Source organism: Rhizobium sp. LCM 4573 (assembly GCF_001854865.1).
In the GTDB taxonomy this organism is placed as follows: Bacteria; Pseudomonadota; Alphaproteobacteria; order Rhizobiales; family Rhizobiaceae; genus Neorhizobium.
On the sequence record NZ_MDDW01000026.1, the window covers coordinates 208096 to 226102 of the forward strand.

Genomic DNA, 18007 nt, shown 5'->3' on the forward strand with positions numbered 1-18007 from the left:
CCAAGAAAGGAAATCAATGGTGTATCAATTTTATTTTCGGGCAAGAAACCGTATGCTTAAGATGCTGATTAAACTAGTATATCATACTCAATTCCGCACCGCTTGTGCGTTCTGGAGAACATAACTATGCCATGGCGCCGGCGCGCCCGCTAACGGAGGCGGGATACATAGCGCGCCACGAAATGATCGAACCAGGTGCGGGAGACCTCGGCCACCATTCCATCCTGGGCGTGGCTGATGCGCAGAACATGCGTTATCGGCGCGCCCGCTTTCTGGCCAAAGACCGCCGGCGCCCAGTCGGGCACGGCGTCCAGGCCGACGCGATCTTCCACCATTGCGATCCATAGGCCCAGTTGCTTCCTGTAATAGAGATAGAGGGACTCCGATAGATCTTCCGGCGCGATCGCCTCCACATAGGATCCGTCGAGCCAGATTTCCTCCAGCGCCGCGACCTGCCCAGAAAGCCGGCGAATGCGGCGGATGCGATGCCCCTCGTCGGACGAACCGAATTCCGGCAGCTCCCCAGTTTTCTTGAGCCTCTCGACACTCAGCACCTCCGCGGTGGGAAGGCCGCCACCCTTGATGAGCTCCAACCGGAACATGGCATAGACGCTCTTCGGATCATTGATGGCGCGGATGTAGTTCCCCGATCCCTGCACCCGCTGAAGCAATCCCCTGTTCTGCAGTTCGGCAAGAGCCTTGCGAAGCGTGCCGACCGCGATGCCGAGCTCCGCCGCCATGTCGCGTTCAGGGGCAAGCTTTTCGCCGTCCACCAAGCGTCCGGCGGCAATGTCGCGCGCAAGCAGCTCCGCAAATTGCAGATAGATCGGTAGGCTACCGGAATGGCGTGCCATGGCGCTGAATTTCCTCCCCCTCAAATTGATACACCATTGATTTACACGAATGCGGGTGATATTCAATCCCGCACCAGCAGCATGAGGAGGATTTCATGACCGTCGTTCCCGTAACATCCGCCGATCTCGATGCTGCCGAAGTATCCTGGTTTGCGGCCCTGTGCTCCGACGACTATGCCTATCTCGGAGTGCCGGACGGGGACCTTCGTTCGAGCTGGGATCATTGCTCCTCCATCGTCAGGAAAGCCGAGACCCTGGGTTTTCGCAATATCCTTTGCCCGTCCTCCTATCAGGTCGGGCAGGACACGCTCAGCTTCGTCGCCGGCTGCGCGCCGATCACCGAAAGCATCAACTTTCTCGCCGCGGTCCGCTGCGGAGAGATACAGCCGATCATGCTTGCCCGCACCGTTGCGACGCTCGACCATATGCTGAAGGGCCGCCTGACCCTCAACATCATCAGCTCCGATTTTCCCGGCGAGGTCGCTGATAGCGCTTTTCGCTATCGGCGCAGCCATGAAGTCGTGGAAATCCTACGCCAGGCCTGGACCCGTGATACGATCGACCACGATGGGGAGATCTATCAATTCAAGGGCGTGCCCACCGATCCCGCCAAGCCTTACCAGCAGAACGGCGGTCCGCTTCTTTATTTCGGCGGCTATTCGCCGGATGCGCTCGAACTCTGCGGCGCCCAGTGCGACGTCTATCTCATGTGGCCGGAAACGAAAGAGCAGCTCGCCGAGCGGATGCGCGCCGTACATGAACGTGCAACGGCGCATGGGCGCACACTCGACTATGGTCTGCGGGTGCATATGATCGTCCGGGATACGGAGAAGGAAGCCCGCGAATATGCCGAGCATCTGGTCTCCAGACTCGATGACGAATATGGCCGCCTGATCCGCGGACGTGCTCATGACAATATCTCGCTCGGCGTATCGCATCAGGCCCGGACCCGCGAGCTTGCCGATAAATACGGCTATGTCGAGCCGCATCTGTGGACCGGCATCGGGCGAGCGAGGTCCGGTTGCGGCGCAGCCCTCGTCGGTTCGACGGACCAGGTTCTTTCCGAACTCGAAGCATACCGGAAGATGGGCATTCGGGCTTTCATCCTTTCCGGCTATCCGCATCTCGACGAAGCGGAGCATTTTGGCACCAAGGTCCTGCCTGAACTCAAGACCTGTTCGCTTCCGCATATCTATGGCCGCGTGCCGGCCGAAACGCCGGCGACGCCGCTCGGCCAGGGGAGACGCCACTGATGGAACGCATGAAGCTTTCTCCGGACCTCGAATTGAGCCGGCTCGTCTATGGCATGTGGCGGATCGGCGATGATCCGGATACCTCGCCGGCTCACGTTCAGGCCAAGGTGGAAACCTGCTTGGCGCAGGGCATTACCACGATGGATCAGGCCGACATCTATGGCGGCTACACCGCCGAGGCGATCCTGGGCGGGGCACTGAAGGCCTCACCGTCGTTGCGCGACCAAATCGAGATTGTCACCAAATGCGGGATCGTCGCACCGGCCGGCCGACATTCGGCGGCCCGCGTCAAGCACTATGACACCGGGGCTGATCACGTCAGCACCTCCGTCGAAGCCTCGCTCAGCGATATGGGGACCGACCGGATCGATCTCCTGCTGATCCACCGGCCCGATCCCCTGCTCGATCCCGTCGAGACCGGCGAAATACTCGATAGGCTGGTCGCATCCGGCAAGGTCAGGGCCGTGGGCGTCTCGAACTTCCGGCCATGGGACTTCACGCTGCTGCAATCCAACATGAACACGCGGCTCGTCACCAACCAGATCGAGATGAGCCTCGTCGCGACCGACGCCTTCGTCAACGGCGACCTCGCTTTCCTGCAGGAGCGCAAACTGCCGCCAATGGCCTGGTCGCCGCTTGGCGGAGGTTCGCTCTTCAATACCGAGCGGGCAATGCTGGCAGGCGCGCTTGAGCGGATCGCAACCGAACAGGGCGTGGATGCCACCGCGGTCGCGATCGCCTGGCTGTTGCGGCACCCCGCCCGGATTATACCGGTCCTCGGAACCAACAACCTAAAGYGTATCGCCTGCATTGCCGATGCCACCAAAGTACAGATGGACCGGCAAACCTGGTTCGAGCTCTACTCGGAAGCGAATGGACGCGAGGTGCCCTGATGCTGACTTCCACTCTTGACGAGCAGGTGTTCGTGCCCGACGCGTCAACCACGCGCACCTTCCGCAATGCGCTTGGAACTTTCACCACCGGGGTGACGGTCGTCACCGCGAGGACACCCGAAGGGCCGGTCGGCATGACGGTCAACAGCTTCACTTCGGTGTCACTCGATCCGCCGCTGGTGCTCTGGTCGRCCGCCAAAAACTCATCGCGCCACAGCGTCTATACCGACGCGACGCACTTCGCCGTTCACGTGTTGAGCGCCGAGCAGGACGGCTTGAGCGCGCTTTTTACACGGAGCGGCGGCGGTTTCGACGAACTGCCCTGGGACGAGAATTTCGAAGGAGTGCCGGTCATTCAAGGCACGCTTGCTCGCTTCGAATGCGAGCGCTCCTCTCTTCACGACGCGGGCGATCATACGCTGATCGTCGGGCGCGTTCTGCGTGCCGCCCACCGCGAGGGCGATCCGCTATGCTTTTCACGTGGCCGGTTCGGCCGCTTCGCCACCGTCAGTCAATGACGGGAGCATCTGCCCCGACGCAAGCCGGAGCAGACGTTTCTTGGATATCAGGCGGCGAAACTGATGTCGCCGACTACCTTCACCCTGACGCGGCGGGCATTGCCCGGCAAATAGGCGATCGGAATGTCCTCGGTATCGAGAACATTGATCGAGCCTTCCCGCGCACCGGCCTCCACCGCCCGCCGGCGAGCGAGCGTTTCCGCTTCCGCAAGCGCCTCGTCACGGCTCAGGCCCGAAAAGACCTGATCGACCTCGCCCGATACTTGGGCCATCGCCGCGCCGAGCGCGTTGGCAACCCCTGCATGCTCGACGCTGAGCACCTCGGAGGCACCCTTCAACTTCTCGGGGATAAGGAAGGCCCCGCCGCCGACTGCGATCAATTTTACACCCTCGGCCGAGGTCTTCATTCGGTCCACGCCATCCTCGACCATGGCTTCGATCCGCTTGAGGAGGGTTGCAACCAGCGCCTTGTCGAGATGCCTGACGCGGTCGCGGTCGCCGATCTCCGCAAGCCCGGCCGCAACGGCGACATCCGTGGTCGTCAGCGTATCGCCGCCGAWGACGAGTGCCTTTTCAGTGATGCGATACCCGACCGAGCGGGGGCCGATCTTGCCGGTTTCGGGATCGATGATCGTGCCGCCGCCGAGTGCCATCGGCAGCAGATCCGGCATGCGGAACAGAGTGCGCACGCCGCCGACTTCAACGACATTGTTCGCCTCGCGCGGGAAACCGCCCACAAGGCAGCCGACATCGGAGGTGGTGCCGCCCACGTCGATCACCATGGCCTCGGTCAGGCCCGTCAGAAACGCCGCGCCACGCATGGAATTGGTCGGCCCGGAAGCGAAACTGTAGACGGGATTGGCCGCAGCGACTTCCGCGAGCACGACCGTCCCGTCGTTCTGAGTGAGATAGAAGGGTGCGTCGATCCCGGCTTCCTTCAACGCCTTCTCGAAGGCTGCAACCGTGACTGCTCCGAGATTCTGCAGGGCGGAATTGAGAAGCGTCACGTTTTCGCGCTCGAGAAGACCGATGCGACCCAGCGAGTTGGAAAGCGTGATCCTGGCGTCCGGAATAATCGAACGAATGATTTCGGCCGCCGCGTCCTCGCATTCGGTGGTCAGTGGGGAAAACAGCGCCGTGATGCCTACGGAGGTTATGCCGGCGTCACGGATCTTCATTGCCGCCTCGCGGACCGCCTCAACGTCGAGCGGCACCAAGGGACGCCCGTCATACTCGTGCCCGCCCTCGACCATGAAGGACAGCGGGTCGACGGCATCGCGAAGATCTTCCGGCCAGTCGATCATCGGCGGCAGGGAAGCGCCGGCCGGCATGGCAATGCGGATCGCGCCAACCCGCTCCAGGCGGGCGCGCTCGACGACCGCATTGGTGAAATGGGTAGTCCCGATCATCACCGCGTCGACAGGCGCCGCGCCCGGAGGCTGATCCGCGGTCACCTTCTGGATTGCGTTGACCACGCCCTGCATAACATCGGCTGTGGTGGGAAACTTGACGGCTGAGACAACCTTCTCGCCGTCGATGAGGACGGCATCCGTATTGGTGCCGCCGACGTCGATGCCTATGCGTTTCATGCTGCAAATACCGATTTGAAGTCGAGGTCATAACCAAAGGCGCGCGGGCCGACATGCTGCAGGCCCTTTGGCGTGCAAAGCACTTCGGGTGCGGGAAGAGCGATCGCGGTCACCCGTTGGCCGTAGCGAACGGTTTCCGTGCCGATCGCCTCGCCCGAAACCGTATCAAGCAGGCAGATCAGATCCGGCGTCATGGCGATCGCCTCGCCATCTCTGAAGGCGACGGCCCATTCGTTCTGGAAGGCGAGTTCCACCGTCGAGCCGCGGTCCTCGTCGAGACCTTCGATCCTTGCCGAGCCACGCAGGAAGCCGCCGGTGGTCGTACGGTCGACGTCGACGATCTTACCCTTGAAGAGGGTCTTCCCACCTTCGTGGTCGAGAACCGCCTTGACCGGATCGGCATGGGCGGCACGCGCATCAAGAACTGCGCGGCCGAGTGCCACCGCCTTGGTCACGGTGTGCAGTACGCCCCATTCCTTGACCTCCTTGCCGGTGCGCGGAGCCTTGCAGGTAGCGGAAGTCGAACCGACCTCGGTACAGATCTTGCGAGAAATCCGCTCCATCCACTTCCAGGAAGCCGCCTTGCTGACGATCGCCTCGTTCTCGCGGCAATCGACAAGCGTCAGTGGATACATGGTGAGGTCGCCGATGGCGAAGCTCGTCATCTGCGCCTCGGGATAGGCGCGACCCATGGCATCGGCATCGACGACCGGAATATCCAGCATGGCGCCGGCCAGGAAGGGTGAGAGTGCATTGCCACCACCGATTTCCACGCTCATGACGGCGCGGAACCTCTTGCCCGTATAGTCTTCCATAACTTCCATGGCGCGCGCCAGATGCGCCGGATCGACGAGGCGCTCCTGCCCCACGAGCGGCGCGCCCATCTTGGAGACGACCGCCACGGCATCATTGTCGTCGAGCGCGAGCGGATCGATCAGCTTGACCCGCTTTCCTTCCTTGTAGAGTTTTTTCAGATTCAGTTGCGCCAGGTACGGGCTGCCGCCGCCGCCTGTTCCCAATATCCAAGCTCCGACCGCCAAAGGGTCGATTTCACCCATCTCGAATTCACGGATCATAGTTACCTCCGAAGATCGGCAACGAACCTAGCTTCGCAGGCGCTTCGAGAATATAAGGGACTGCACCTAGAAGGGCGGCGCACAAAAATTAAGCAGCATGTCGCCCTCCAGCATGGGAGATAAAACGACCTTGGCATCCAGAATTGCTCGTGACGATGCTCCTGCGAATGAAAACCGCGAACCCAGGCGCAAGGTCATGTTTGTGAGCGTCGGCCATTCTCCTCGGGCCGATCTCATCGAGACCATGCTGGCGAGCCTCGACCTTCCCATGGAGGCAGTGGAAATCGGCGCCCTGGACGGGCTTTCGAGCGGCGAGATCGATCAGTTCCGGCCGCAGCCGGGCGAGCCCGGGATCGTGACACGTTTACGTGACGGCAGCGATATCGTGCTTTCGAAGCCGAGGATCACCGAGCGGATGGCAGGCATCGTCGCCAATTTCCATCCCCACGAGTTCGATCTGGTCGTTATCCTGTCCACTGGCATCTTCCGGGAGTTCGAAAGCACCTGCCCCACCGTCAATGCGCAACGCGCCATGGAATCGACCATCATCTCGCTCGCCTCTCAGGGTGAAGCCATCGGCATTATACAGCCGCTCGAAYAGCAGGTCGCCGAGCTGGACATTCCAGCGCTGGGACTTTTCCGCGTGACGGCGACCCATGCCCATGATGGAGACCGAGCATCACTCGCCCGCGCCCTCGTCGATCTTGCAGAATGCGATATCATCGTCTTGAATTCCGTGAGTTTTACGGAAGCCGACCAGCAGATGGTGGCCAAGGCGAGCGGGAAGCCGGTGGTGCTTGCCAGGCGCCTCATAGCCGGCGCGATCCGCCTGCTCCTCAGCCAGGCCCAGGCGACTGCATTGCCGGACGTGCATGCGGAATTTTCCGAACGTCTCATGCGACTGACCCCACGGGAAAAGCAGGTCCTCTCGCTGGTTGCGGAGGGACTTTCGAACAAGGCAGTCGCCCGCCAACTCGGGATCAGTCCCAAGACGGTCGAGATTCATCGCGCCAATGTCATGAGCAAGATGGAAGTGACCTCGGTGGGTGCCTTGATACGTCTCGTGGTCTCCGCCGGATTCTTCTGACACCACGAAATAGACCGCGGCACCGGGAGAACGAATTCTGCACACGATTTAATCAGGCATTTTTCCGCCAATCTCGGGTCGGGATAGGGAAACTCCCTGATAGTAGGCGGCACAAGGGACACGCTAGGCTTCGGATCAGTAGACGTCCTTACGGGATAGCCCTGGAGCCGACATGAATTCTTCTCCGCGCATTGCATTCGTCACAATCGGCCAGACGCCACGCAGCGACATAGTGCCGGAGATGATTGCCGATATCACCGCGGGCCAGGAAGATCGGAAATTCGAGGTCGTGGAATTCGGTGTGCTCGACGGCATGACGCCCGCAGAACTCGCCGGCATGGAGGCGAGGCCGGCCGAACTCTCTTTTGCCACGCGCCTTAGAAGCGGAGAGGAGATCGTCACCTCCAAAGAGCGGACCGAGGAGCGTCTCAACCTTCTCCTCCAAGATCTCGACAATCAAGGCTTCGACATCATCGTGCTTCTGTGCACGGGCACGAAGATCGAGCCGCTCGTAAATACGCTCGTTGTGGAAGCGCAGCGGATCGTCGATTCGACCGTTGAAGCGCTTGCCCAGACCGCCCGCCGGCTCGGCGTCATCGTGCCCCTTGAGCGCCAGGTGGAGGAATTTTCCAGGCGGCATGTTTTCACAGGCGAACCGAAGGTGGTGGCCGCCTCGCCCTATGCCGGCGACGATATAGAAGAGCGGGCGGCAGTCCTGGCAGATTGCGACCTCGTCATCATGCACTGCATGGGCTACTCCGCCGACATGCTGGCCCAAGCCAAGACGCCCATCCGCGCGCCAGTACTCCTTTCGAGACGTCTTGTCGCCGGCGTACTCCGCCAGATGCTTTGACAATCAGCTCCTGCAATAAGAAAAAGAGGGAACGGACATGAACAGAAATGCCACATTTACAAAGTTCGCACTGGGCCTGACCGCCCTTGCGATGCTCGCCAGCTCGGCGCTGGTTTCGCCCGTCGCTGCCTTCGAACGCACCGACCGCGGCAATGTCATCGTCTTCGGCGGACGTCAGGCCATTCCGGTGCTCGATCCGCATGTCCGCTACGACTGGTCGACCCGCATGATCCAGCAGGCCGTCTACGATGCGCTCCTGAAATACGAAGGTGATCCGGCCGAGTTGAAGCCTTGGCTGGCGGAAAGCTGGGAAACTAGCGAGGACGGCAAGACCTGGACCTTCCATCTGGTCAAGGACGCCAAGTTCCACAACGGCGACCCGGTGAATGCCGAAGCGATCCGGTATTCCTTCGAACGCGGCCTGAAGCTCAACAAGGGCGTAGCTTGGATGCTGAAGGACTTCCTGGCGCCCGAAGGCATCAGCGTGGTTGACGACCATACCGTCAAGTTCGAGCTCAAGGCGCCTTACGCGCCGTTCCTCTCCTTCCTGCCGTGGTGGTATATCGTCAACCCGAACGAGGTGAAGGCAAACGAGGTCGATGGCGACTATGGCCAGAAGTGGCTGACCGACCACGCGGCTGGTTCCGGCCCCTTTAAGCTGGGGCGTTGGGAACCGAACGTGCTCTATGAGGTCGAAGCGGTCGACGACTACTGGAAGGGTTGGCCGCAGGGCGAGAACCGCCCGGCGGGCGTCATCTACCGGATGATCCGCGAACCGGCAGCCCAGAAGGCCGCCCTTCAGCGCGGCGAAGCCGATATCGTTGAGGGACTGACCTCCGACGACTATGTGCAGGTCAAGAACATCCCGGGCATCGTGATTCAGGATCACAAGGGAATGACCACATTCGGTATCAAGTTCAACACCCAGAAGGGGCCGACCGCCGACATCAACCTGCGCAAGGCGATCGCCTACGCCCTCGATTACGACGCGCTGATCCAGATCTACAACGGTGCGGCCACGCTCGAGACCAGTCCGCTTCCGGACGCGATGAAAGGCCATATCGAGGTGCCAGGCATTCCGCGCCAGGACCTTGCCAAGGCGAAGGAATACCTTGCCAAGTCCGCATACAAGGATGGCGGGCTCACCCTCGACTACGTGCATGTCGCAGGCCTGGAGGAGGCCCGACGCATCGGTCTCGTGCTCCTCGACAACTTGAAGGCGCTCAACATCAACGTCAATATCAAGCCCGAGCAATGGCCGAACATGGTGGCCGCAGGCTCAAGCGTCGACACGTCACCGAACATGACTTCGGTCTTCACGACGCCGATCTCGATCGATCCCGATGCGGTCGCCTACCAATATCACAAAAACAGCTGGGGCCAGTATTACGCCATGGCCTTCTACGACAATCCGAAGGTTTCGGAGATGATCGACAAGGCCCGTGCCAGCACCAATTGGGAGGAGCGGGCCGCTCTCTATACCGATATCCAGAAGCAGATCGTTGAGGATCAGCCGGAAATCTTCGGCATGCTGCAGAACCGCCGCTGGGCACACCAGAGCTATCTGCAGGGCTTCCAGTTCAGCCCGGTCCGCTTTACCGGCGAGGTCGATCTCTACCCGCTGTGGATCAAGGAAGAGGAATAAGCCTCCCCGTCCATTCCATCAATGCCGGAGGCGGCGGATGTCGCCTCCCCTTCCCGATCCGAGGCCGGCATGCTGTCTTTCACTTTGCGCAAATTGCTGACTGTCGTCGGCACGATGCTTGGCATTGCGGTGTTGACCTTCATCATCACCAATGTGGCCCCTGGCGATCCTGCCAGGCTTGTTGCCGGCCCGAACGCGACCGAGGACATGGTCGCCACGATCCGCATGGAATACGGGCTGGATCGCCCGATCGTCGAACAGTTCGCGATCTATATGAAGGATCTCCTGAGCGGCGATCTCGGCACCTCGATCGTCAGCACCCGACCGGTGCTCGATGAGCTCATGCGCTATGCCCCGGCGACACTGGAACTGGTCCTGGTCGCAATGACCCTCGGCGTCGTTGTCGGCGTTCCGCTCGGCATGCTGTCAGCCGTTTACAAGGATGGCCCGCTCGACCACGTCACCCGCATCCTATCGATCTCGGGCGTCGCGATCCCGGCCTTCTGGTTCGGGATATTGATGCAGCTCTTCTTTTCCGTCGATCTTGGCTGGCTGCCAGTATCGGGCCGGCTGCCGCTGGTGACCCGCCCGCCCGACATGGTGACGGGTTCGCTGCTGATCGATTCGCTCATCGCCGGGCGTTTCGGGACTTTCCAGACCGCGCTTTCCCACATCATCCTGCCGGCATTCGTGCTCTCCTTTCCTTGCCTCGCCTCGATCCTGCGGGTCAATCGCGCGGAAATGATCGAGGTCCTGCAGTCGGATTACATCGTTGCTGCGCGCGCCCATGGCCTTTCGTCACGCCGCATCGTCATGATTTATGCGCTGAAGAATGCCCTTCTGCCGACGCTTGCGATGATTGGGCTCCGCTTCGGCTGGATGCTTGGCTCCACGGTCCTGGTGGAAACCGTCTTCGACTGGCCGGGGATCGGACTTTACGCCGTATCCTCCGCGCTCGCCTCCGATTTCAAGCCGGTGATCGGCGTTACGCTGCTGATCGGCTTTTTCTTCATCATCGCCAATACACTGGTCGATCTCGCCTATGCCTGGATCGATCCGCGCCTGCGGAGGGCCTGATGTCACACGTCGACCTGACGAGCGAAACGAAACTGTCCTTCCGCGAACGCCACGCGAGCCGGATCCGCCAGTTGCGGCTCTACGCACACATGTTCCGCGGCAGTTTTTCCTCCATGTTCGGGCTCACTCTGGTCACACTCTTCCTGGTCCTGGYGGCGATTGGTCCGTTGATCGTGCCCTACCCGCAGGACACGATGGGTGCCGTCAACATGGAGGCTCGGCTCCTGCCGCCGAGCGCCGCGCACTGGTTCGGCACCGACGAGATGGGCGCCGACATCTTCTCGCGCGTCATCGTCGGTGCCCGCACCTCGCTGTGGATCGGCATCGTCATCACCGGCCTCGGGGCACTGATCGGCGTGCCGCTCGGCATTATCGCCGGCTACAAGGGCGGCTGGATCCGCGCCTGCATCATGCGGGTGACGGAGCTCTTCTTGGCTGTGCCCGGGCTTGCGCTGGCGCTAGCCATCGTCGCCTCGCTCGGCCCCGGCCTCACCAACTGCATGATCGCACTGGCGATCGTCTGGTGGCCCGGCTATGTGCGCCTGGTGGAGGCCAAGACGCTTGCCGTGAAGGAAGAGCTCTTCGTCGAATCCGCCCGCTCGATCGGTGCCAGGACACCATGGATCCTCTGGCACCATATCCTGCCCAACTGCATGTCGCCGATCATCGTCAAGATGAGCATGGACATGGGCATGGCGATCCTGTCGGCCGCGGGCCTGGGCTTCATCGGACTCGGCGCCCCGCCGCCGTCACCCGAATGGGGCGCGATGGTCTCGGTGGCGAGGTCCTATATGCCCGACTGGTGGTGGTATTCGTTCTTTCCGGGTGCGGCGATCTTCCTGACGGTCCTCGGCTTCAATCTTCTGGGTGACGGCCTGCGCGACATTCTCGATCCCCGGAGCCGTGAACGATGACCACTCCCCTTCTCGATATCCGCGAGTTTACGCTCGACATCAATACTTTCGACGGTGCCGTACATGTGCTGAAGAAGATCAATCTGACTGTCAATCCCGGTGAGACACTCGGCATCGTCGGCGAGTCGGGTTCAGGTAAGACCGTGCTTGTCCGCTCGATGATGGGGATAGGCCCGAAGCGCTCACGCGTTGTGGACGGCAGCATCGTTTTCGACGGGATGGACCTTTCGACACTGGATAATGCCGGATGGGCAAAAATCCGCGGTATCCGGATTTCGATGATCTTCCAGGATCCAATGACCTATCTCAATCCGCTCTTCACCGTCGGCGGGCAGATTTCCGACGTGATCGCGGCCCATCACCGCGCCACGGGCAAGCCGAAGGCGGACAAGGCCGCCCGCCGGGCGCGCGCCGAAGAACTTCTCGGTCAGGTGGRCATCAATGATCCCGCACGCGTCTTCGACCAGTATCCCCATCAGCTTTCCGGTGGGATGCGCCAACGTGTGCTGATCGCCATGGCGCTGACGGGAGAGCCGGATCTGCTGATCGCGGACGAACCGACGACGGCCCTCGACGTGACCGTACAAGCGCAAGTGCTGGATCTGATCAACGAGCTTGTGAGGAAGCTCAAGTTGACCGTGATCATGATCAGCCATGACGTGGGGGCGATCGCCAAGGTCGCGGAACGCTGCGCGGTTATGTACAAGGGGGAGGTCGTCGAGCAGGGGCTGACGAAGGACATTCTTCGCAATCCCAAGCATGAGTACACGCAAAGACTGCTCGCGGCGGTGCCGGAAATCGATGACATCGGCGCTGATACGGCGGCGCAGGCAAAGCCTTCAGGTGAGGCATCTAATTCCGGACCAACCCCGCTCGTGGAAGCGATCGACCTCCATAAGAGCTATACGCTGGCCGGCGGCAACTCGATGATGGCGGTCGATGGCGTCAGTCTTTCGGTCATGCCCGGCGAAGTACTCGGCATCGTCGGAGAATCCGGCTCCGGCAAATCGACGGTCGCACGTATGCTCCTGCGGCTGATCGAACCGACTTCCGGCGATGTCGTCTTCGACGGTATCAGTATCACCGGTCTCGCAGGCGAAGCGTTGCGCCTGAAGCGCCGGGATATGCAGCTCGTCTTCCAGAACCCGCACTCTGCCCTTAACGGCCGCCATACGATTGGCGATGCGATAGGCGAGCCGCTGCGCATACAGACGACGATGCGTGGCCGGGACATCGAGAAACGGGTCGAGGAACTGCTCGATATCGTGCAATTACCGAAAGCTTTCAAGTACCGTTACCCGCACGAGCTTTCGGGAGGCCAGAAGCAGCGCGTCTGCATCGCGCGGGCAGTCGCGCTCAATCCGAAGCTCCTCGTCCTGGATGAACCGACGTCGGCCCTCGACGTCTCGGTCCAGGCTCAGGTTCTGACCTTCCTCGAAGAACTGCGTGACGAGCTGAACCTCACCTATGTGTTCATTTCGCACAATCTCGCGGTGATCCGGCAGATCTGCGACCGGACGATCGTGATGAAGCGTGGCGTGGTCGTCGAAGAGGGTCTGACCGATGCCATCTTCGACAGCCCGCAACATGAATATACCCAGGCGCTACTCGCAAGCGGCCGACAAACCTCGCGGGCCGCCCTGCTCTAGGACGGCGATCGCTTCACCCTCTACCAGGCGGCTTCGGGAAAGGCATCAAGGGGTATCTTGAGATATCTGCGGCCATCGTCTTCCCGCGCAGGAAGCGTGCCTGCATTGAGGTTCACCTGCAGCGCGTGCAGCATCAAGCGCGGAAAAGGCAATGTGCTGTCGCGCTCCTTTCGCATCAGAATGAAGCTGTCGGCATTCCCTCCCCGCAGATGGATGTTTTTCGCCCTTTGCTCGGCGACGGTGCTTTCCCATCGAGCCTGCCTTCCCTCCGGCCGGTAGTCGTGGCCGGTGAAGAGCCGCGTTTCGGCCGGAAGAGCCAGGATGACCTCGATCGATTTCCAGAGACTTTCCGCGCTTCCACCGGGGAAATCCGCCCGCGCGGTGCCGCTGTCGGGCATGAACAGGGTGTCGTGGACGAAGGCGGCATCGCCGACGACATATGTAACGGAGGCAAGCGTGTGTCCCGGCGAATGGATGACGCGCCATTCCATTTCCCCGATCGGGAACCGGTCACCGTCGGCAAACAGCCRATCCCATTGCGACCCGTCCGTCGCCAGTTCGGGCATGTTGTAGATCGTCCGCCAGAGCGCCTGCACCTTGACAACCTCGGCGCCGATCGCCGTCGGCGCGCCCGTCTTCTCCTTCAGATAGGCTGCGGCGGAAAAATGATCCGCATGCGGATGCGTGTCGAGTATCCATGCAGGAACGAGTCGCTCCTGATGGATGTAGCCAAGGATCGCATCGGCGTTTCGGGTGGCCGTGCTGCCGGATTTCTCGTCATAGTCCAGAACCGGATCGATGATCGCGCATTTGCGTGTCTGCGGGTCAGCGACCACGTACTGAATGCTGCCTGTCCGCTCGTCGTAGAAACCCTCGACAAGCGGCTGAAGCAATCTGGTCATCGCACCTCCTCACGGGGTTGGACGCATTGGCTCACAACGGCCTGGAGGCGGCGACGCGCGGAAACAGGCACCTCCGGAGGTTAATGGTGCCGCATACGACGCCTCGCGTCCACCGTCACATTGGGCGTAGCCGATCAGAAATCCCAATCCTCGTCCTCGGTCGCCACCGCCTTGCCGATGACGTAGGAGGAGCCGGAACCCGAGAAGAAATCATGGTTCTCGTCAGCATTCGGCGAGAGTGCCGAGAGGATAGCGGGGTTCACCTTGCAGGCATCCGGCGGAAAGAGTGCCTCATAGCCGAGGTTCATCAGCGCCTTGTTGGCGTTGTAATGAAGGAATTTCTTGACGTCTTCGGTCAGCCCGACGCCGTCATAGAGCGCTTCCGTATACCTGGCTTCGTTATCGTAGAGTTCGAGCAGCAGATCGAAGGCGAAATCCTTGATCTCCTTTCGGCGCTCCTGAGAAAGCCGTTCGGCGTTTTGCTGGAACTTGTAACCGATATAGTAGCCATGCACCGCCTCATCGCGGATGATCAGCCGAATCATGTCGGCGGTATTGGTCAGCTTTGCGCGGCTCGACCAGAACATCGGCAGGTAGAAGCCGGAATAGAACAGGAAGCTTTCAAGAAAGACCGAAGCGACCTTCTTCTTCAGCGGATCGTCGGAAGCATACTGATCCATGATCAGCGCCGACTTCTTCTGCAGGAATTCGTTTTCCTCCGACCATCTGTAGGCATCTTCGACATCCGGCGTCAGGCATAGCGTCGAGAAGATGGAGGAGTAGGAGCGCGCGTGGACCGCCTCCATGAAGGAGATGTTGGAAAGCACCGCCTCTTCATGCGGTGTTACGGCATCGGCCATCAGCTTCACCGCGCCGACACCGTTCTGGATCGTATCGAGAAGGGTAAGGCCCGTGAAGACGCGGATCGTGAGCTGCTGCTCCTCGGCTTTGAGCGTCGCCCAGGATTGGATATCGTTCGATAGCGGCACCTTTTCCGGCAGCCAGAAATTGCCGGTCAGCCGATTCCAGACTTCCAGGTCCTTGTCGTCCTCAATGCGGTTCCAGTTGATGGCGCGCACGGCCGCTGCTGCCTTGGCAGGCTTGCTTTTCACTTGGATGTTCATGTTTTTCACCGGATATCATAGGGCGCAGGAGACACAGCCCTGCACTTCCGTGCCGGACAGCGCCATCTGGCGAAGGCGGATGTAGTAGATGGTCTTGATGCCCTTCTTCCAGGCATAGATCTGCGCCCGGTTGATATCGCGAGTAGTCGCCGTATCGCGGAAGAACAGCGTCAGCGACAGGCCCTGATCGACATGCTGGGTCGCCGCCGCATAGGTGTCGATGATCTTTTCCGGACCGATCTCGTAGGCGTCCTGATAATAGTCCAGATTGTCGTTCGTCAGATAAGCTGCCGGATAATAGACGCGGCCGATCTTGCCCTCCTTGCGGATCTCGATCTTCGAGACGATGGGATGGATCGAGGAAGTCGAGTGATTGATGTAGGAGATCGAGCCCGTCGGCGGCACGGCCTGCAGGTTCTGGTTATAGAGACCGCCGTCCATTACGGCCTTCCTCAATTCCCGCCAGTCTTCCTGGGTCGGGATGGCGATACCGGCCGTCTCGAACAATTCCGCGACCCGTTTCGTCGCAGGCACCCACTCCTGCTCCGTGTACTTGTCGAAATACTCGCCGGAAGCATATTTCGAGTTCTCGAAGCCCTTGAAGCTGGCGCCACGCTCGACCGCCAGCCGGTTCGAGGCGCGGATGGCATGGTAGGTCACCGTGTAGAAATAGATATTGGTAAAATCGATGCCTTCCTCGGAGCCGTAGAAGATGCGCTCGCGAGCGAGATAGCCGTGCAGGTTCATCTGGCCGAGGCCGATCGCATGGCTCTCGTCGTTGCCCCTCTCAATTGAGGGAACGGAGGAGATGTGGCTCATGTCAGAAACGGCCGTCAGCGCCCGGACCGAAGTCTCGATGGTTCGGCCGAAATCAGGGCTGTCCATCGCGGCTGCGATGTTGAGCGAGCCGAGATTACAGGAGATGTCCTTGCCCAACTTGGCATAGGACAAGTCGTCGTTGAAGGTGCTCGCCTCGCTCACCTGCAGGATTTCCGAGCAGAGATTGCTCATGGTGATGCGGCCGGCGATCGAGTTGGCGCGGTTCACGGTGTCCTCGAACATGAGGTAGGGGTAGCCTGACTCGAACTGGATTTCGGCGATCACCTGGAAGAAGTCGCGTGCCTTGATCTTCTTCTTGGCTATACGGCTGTCGGCCACCATCTCGCGATATTTCTCCGTCACCGAGATTTCGGTGAAGGGCACGCCGTAGACACGCTCCACGTCATGCGGCGAGAAGAGGTACATGTCCTCGTTATTCCTGGCGAGTTCGAAGGTGATGTCGGGGATGACGACACCGAGCGACAGCGTCTTGATGCGGATCTTCTCGTCGGCGTTCTCGCGCTTGGTATCGAGGAAGCGCATGATGTCGGGATGGTGCGCGTGGAGGTAGACCGCGCCTGCCCCCTGACGCGCACCAAGCTGATTAGCATAGGAGAAACTGTCCTCCAGAAGCTTCATGACGGGGATGACGCCGGAGGACTGATTTTCGATCTGCTTAATCGGTGCGCCCATTTCGCGGATGTTGGTGAGCGACAGGGCGACGCCCCCGCCGCGCTTGGAAAGCTGCAGCGCCGAATTGATCGAGCGGCCGATGCTCTCCATGTTGTCCTCAACGCGCAGCAGGAAGCAGGAGACCAGTTCGCCACGCTGTTTCTTGCCGGCATTGAGGAATGTCGGCGTCGCCGGCTGGAAACGGCCGGACATGATCTCGTCGACGAGGTCCCGGGCAAGCGCTTCATTGCCGTGCGCGAGAGCCAGCGCTACCATGCAGACGCGGTCCTCGTATCGCTCGAGATAACGTTTGCCATCAAAGGTCTTCAGCGTGTAGCTAGTGTAGTACTTGAACGCGCCTAGGAAGGTCGGGAACCGGAATTTCTTCGCATAGGCATGGTCGAACAGGTCGCGGACGAAATTGAAGGAATACTGGTCCAGCACCTCCTGCTCGTAGTAGCCCTCGGTCACCAGGTAATCGAGCTTTTCCCGGAGGTTATGGAAAAAGACGGTATTCTGGTTCACGTGGCTCAGGAAATACTGCCGCGCCGCCAGCCGGTCCTTGTCGAACTGGATTTGTCCCTGTTCATCATAAAGGTTCAACATGGCATTGAGCGCATGGTAGTCGTGCAAAGTTTCGGCCGTCTTTGCCGGTCTTTCAAGCGTTAGCGTGTCCAAAATCGTTCCAATCCGTGTCTGACGTTGACGACATCTTCGTGCGTGCCCAGGAGCTCGAACCGGTAAAAATACGGCACACGGCATTTGGCGGAGATGATGTCGCCTGCGATCCCGAAGGTCGCTCCGAAATTACTGTTTCCCGCGGCGATCACGCCACGAAGGTTCGCGCGGTTTTCCGCATCGTTGAGGAAGCGGATCACCTGTTTGGGAACAGCGCCTTTCACCCTCCCTTTCCCGTCGCTACCGCAATAAGTCGGCACGACGAGCACGAAGGGTGCCGCGACCTTCAGCACCTCATCGGTGCGAAAGGGGATTCTGGCGGCCGGAAGGCCAAGCTTTTCGACGAAGCGATGGGTGTTTCCAGACCGGCTGGAAAAATAGACGATCTCGCCCATCACGGCATC

At 60.5% G+C, this 18007-nt stretch carries 16 protein-coding genes; 9 read left to right on the plus strand and 7 right to left on the minus strand.

What is annotated here, in order from left to right; all coding sequences use genetic code 11:
* Window positions 1–149: 149 nt before the first annotated feature.
* Window positions 150–854, minus strand: a complete 705-nt coding sequence (locus tag LCM4573_RS20090) for a GntR family transcriptional regulator (RefSeq protein WP_071008147.1) — start codon at window positions 852–854, stop codon at window positions 150–152.
* Window positions 855–949: 95 nt separating this feature from the next.
* Here LCM4573_RS20090 and LCM4573_RS20095 point away from each other — a divergent pair, with 95 nt between their 5' ends.
* The 3 genes from LCM4573_RS20095 to LCM4573_RS20105 are packed head-to-tail and all read left to right on the plus strand — an operon-like array spanning window position 950 to window position 3518.
* Window positions 950–2107 (plus strand): LLM class flavin-dependent oxidoreductase, encoded by a 1158-nt coding sequence (locus tag LCM4573_RS20095; RefSeq protein ID WP_071008148.1) that lies wholly within the window; start codon window positions 950–952, stop codon window positions 2105–2107.
* On the plus strand, window positions 2107–3000 hold the full coding sequence (locus tag LCM4573_RS20100; protein WP_071008149.1) for an aldo/keto reductase family oxidoreductase: 894 nt from the start codon (window positions 2107–2109) through the stop codon (window positions 2998–3000). Before LCM4573_RS20095 ends, LCM4573_RS20100 begins: the two co-directional genes overlap by 1 nt.
* On the plus strand, window positions 3000–3518 hold the full coding sequence (locus LCM4573_RS20105; RefSeq protein ID WP_071008150.1) for a flavin reductase family protein: 519 nt from the start codon (window positions 3000–3002) through the stop codon (window positions 3516–3518). The genes LCM4573_RS20100 and LCM4573_RS20105 overlap by 1 nt, the downstream gene beginning before the upstream one ends.
* A gap of 47 nt (window positions 3519–3565) precedes the next feature.
* Here LCM4573_RS20105 and LCM4573_RS20110 read toward each other — a convergent pair whose 3' ends face one another.
* Window positions 3566–5107, minus strand: coding sequence for a hydantoinase/oxoprolinase N-terminal domain-containing protein (locus LCM4573_RS20110; RefSeq protein WP_071008151.1), 1542 nt, complete (start codon window positions 5105–5107; stop codon window positions 3566–3568).
* A complete protein-coding gene (locus tag LCM4573_RS20115) occupies window positions 5104–6183 on the minus strand; it encodes a DUF917 domain-containing protein (RefSeq protein ID WP_071008152.1) in 1080 nt (359 codons plus the stop codon). The genes LCM4573_RS20110 and LCM4573_RS20115 overlap by 4 nt, the downstream gene beginning before the upstream one ends.
* Window positions 6184–6379: 196 nt before the next feature.
* Here LCM4573_RS20115 and LCM4573_RS20120 point away from each other — a divergent pair, with 196 nt between their 5' ends.
* The 6 genes from LCM4573_RS20120 to LCM4573_RS20145 all read left to right on the plus strand — a co-directional run bounded on the left by LCM4573_RS20120 (window position 6380) and on the right by LCM4573_RS20145 (window position 13408).
* Window positions 6380–7270 (plus strand): AroM family protein, encoded by an 891-nt coding sequence (locus tag LCM4573_RS20120; RefSeq protein WP_071008153.1) that lies wholly within the window; start codon window positions 6380–6382, stop codon window positions 7268–7270.
* A gap of 172 nt (window positions 7271–7442) precedes the next feature.
* Entirely contained in the window at window positions 7443–8123 is a 681-nt protein-coding gene (locus LCM4573_RS20125) for an AroM family protein (protein ID WP_071008154.1), read from the plus strand.
* Between the two features lie 37 nt (window positions 8124–8160).
* A complete protein-coding gene (locus LCM4573_RS20130) occupies window positions 8161–9768 on the plus strand; it encodes an ABC transporter substrate-binding protein (protein WP_071008155.1) in 1608 nt (535 codons plus the stop codon).
* 69 nt (window positions 9769–9837) lie between these two features.
* Window positions 9838–10845 carry an ABC transporter permease gene (locus tag LCM4573_RS20135; protein WP_071008518.1) on the plus strand — a complete coding sequence of 336 codons (1008 nt, stop codon included), beginning with the start codon at window positions 9838–9840 and terminating at the stop codon, window positions 10843–10845.
* Window positions 10845–11759 (plus strand): ABC transporter permease, encoded by a 915-nt coding sequence (locus LCM4573_RS20140; RefSeq protein WP_071008156.1) that lies wholly within the window; start codon window positions 10845–10847, stop codon window positions 11757–11759. The genes LCM4573_RS20135 and LCM4573_RS20140 overlap by 1 nt, the downstream gene beginning before the upstream one ends.
* On the plus strand, window positions 11756–13408 hold the full coding sequence (locus tag LCM4573_RS20145) for an ABC transporter ATP-binding protein (RefSeq protein WP_071008157.1): 1653 nt from the start codon (window positions 11756–11758) through the stop codon (window positions 13406–13408). The genes LCM4573_RS20140 and LCM4573_RS20145 overlap by 4 nt, the downstream gene beginning before the upstream one ends.
* Window positions 13409–13428: 20 nt before the next feature.
* Here the strand turns inward: LCM4573_RS20145 and LCM4573_RS20150 are convergent, their stop codons facing one another.
* From LCM4573_RS20150 to nrdI, 4 genes are all read right to left on the minus strand, one after another.
* On the minus strand, window positions 13429–14310 hold the full coding sequence (locus tag LCM4573_RS20150) for an MBL fold metallo-hydrolase (RefSeq protein ID WP_116285623.1): 882 nt from the start codon (window positions 14308–14310) through the stop codon (window positions 13429–13431).
* Window positions 14311–14444: 134 nt separating this feature from the next.
* Window positions 14445–15434 carry a class 1b ribonucleoside-diphosphate reductase subunit beta gene (nrdF, locus tag LCM4573_RS20155; RefSeq protein WP_071008158.1) on the minus strand — a complete coding sequence of 330 codons (990 nt, stop codon included), beginning with the start codon at window positions 15432–15434 and terminating at the stop codon, window positions 14445–14447.
* A gap of 15 nt (window positions 15435–15449) precedes the next feature.
* Entirely contained in the window at window positions 15450–17603 is a 2154-nt protein-coding gene (gene nrdE / locus LCM4573_RS20160; RefSeq protein ID WP_071008159.1) for a class 1b ribonucleoside-diphosphate reductase subunit alpha, read from the minus strand.
* Entirely contained in the window at window positions 17591–17998 is a 408-nt protein-coding gene (nrdI, locus tag LCM4573_RS20165) for a class Ib ribonucleoside-diphosphate reductase assembly flavoprotein NrdI (protein ID WP_071008160.1), read from the minus strand. The genes nrdE and nrdI overlap by 13 nt, the downstream gene beginning before the upstream one ends.
* Window positions 17999–18007 lie beyond the last annotated feature (9 nt).

What these genes read in the sequence shown, in the direction of transcription:
- LCM4573_RS20090 (WP_071008147.1), bottom strand. Translation starts at nt 854, where the DNA reads ATGGCACGCCATTCCGGTAGCCTACCGATCTATCTGCAATTTGCGGAG.
- LCM4573_RS20095 (WP_071008148.1), top strand. Translation starts at nt 950, where the DNA reads ATGACCGTCGTTCCCGTAACATCCGCCGATCTCGATGCTGCCGAAGTA.
- LCM4573_RS20115 (WP_071008152.1), bottom strand. Translation starts at nt 6,183, where the DNA reads ATGATCCGTGAATTCGAGATGGGTGAAATCGACCCTTTGGCGGTCGGA.
- LCM4573_RS20125 (WP_071008154.1), top strand. Translation starts at nt 7,443, where the DNA reads ATGAATTCTTCTCCGCGCATTGCATTCGTCACAATCGGCCAGACGCCA.
- LCM4573_RS20130 (WP_071008155.1), top strand. Translation starts at nt 8,161, where the DNA reads ATGAACAGAAATGCCACATTTACAAAGTTCGCACTGGGCCTGACCGCC.
- LCM4573_RS20135 (WP_071008518.1), top strand. Translation starts at nt 9,838, where the DNA reads ATGCTGTCTTTCACTTTGCGCAAATTGCTGACTGTCGTCGGCACGATG.
- nrdF (WP_071008158.1), bottom strand. Translation starts at nt 15,434, where the DNA reads ATGAACATCCAAGTGAAAAGCAAGCCTGCCAAGGCAGCAGCGGCCGTG.
- nrdI (WP_071008160.1), bottom strand. Translation starts at nt 17,998, where the DNA reads ATGGGCGAGATCGTCTATTTTTCCAGCCGGTCTGGAAACACCCATCGC.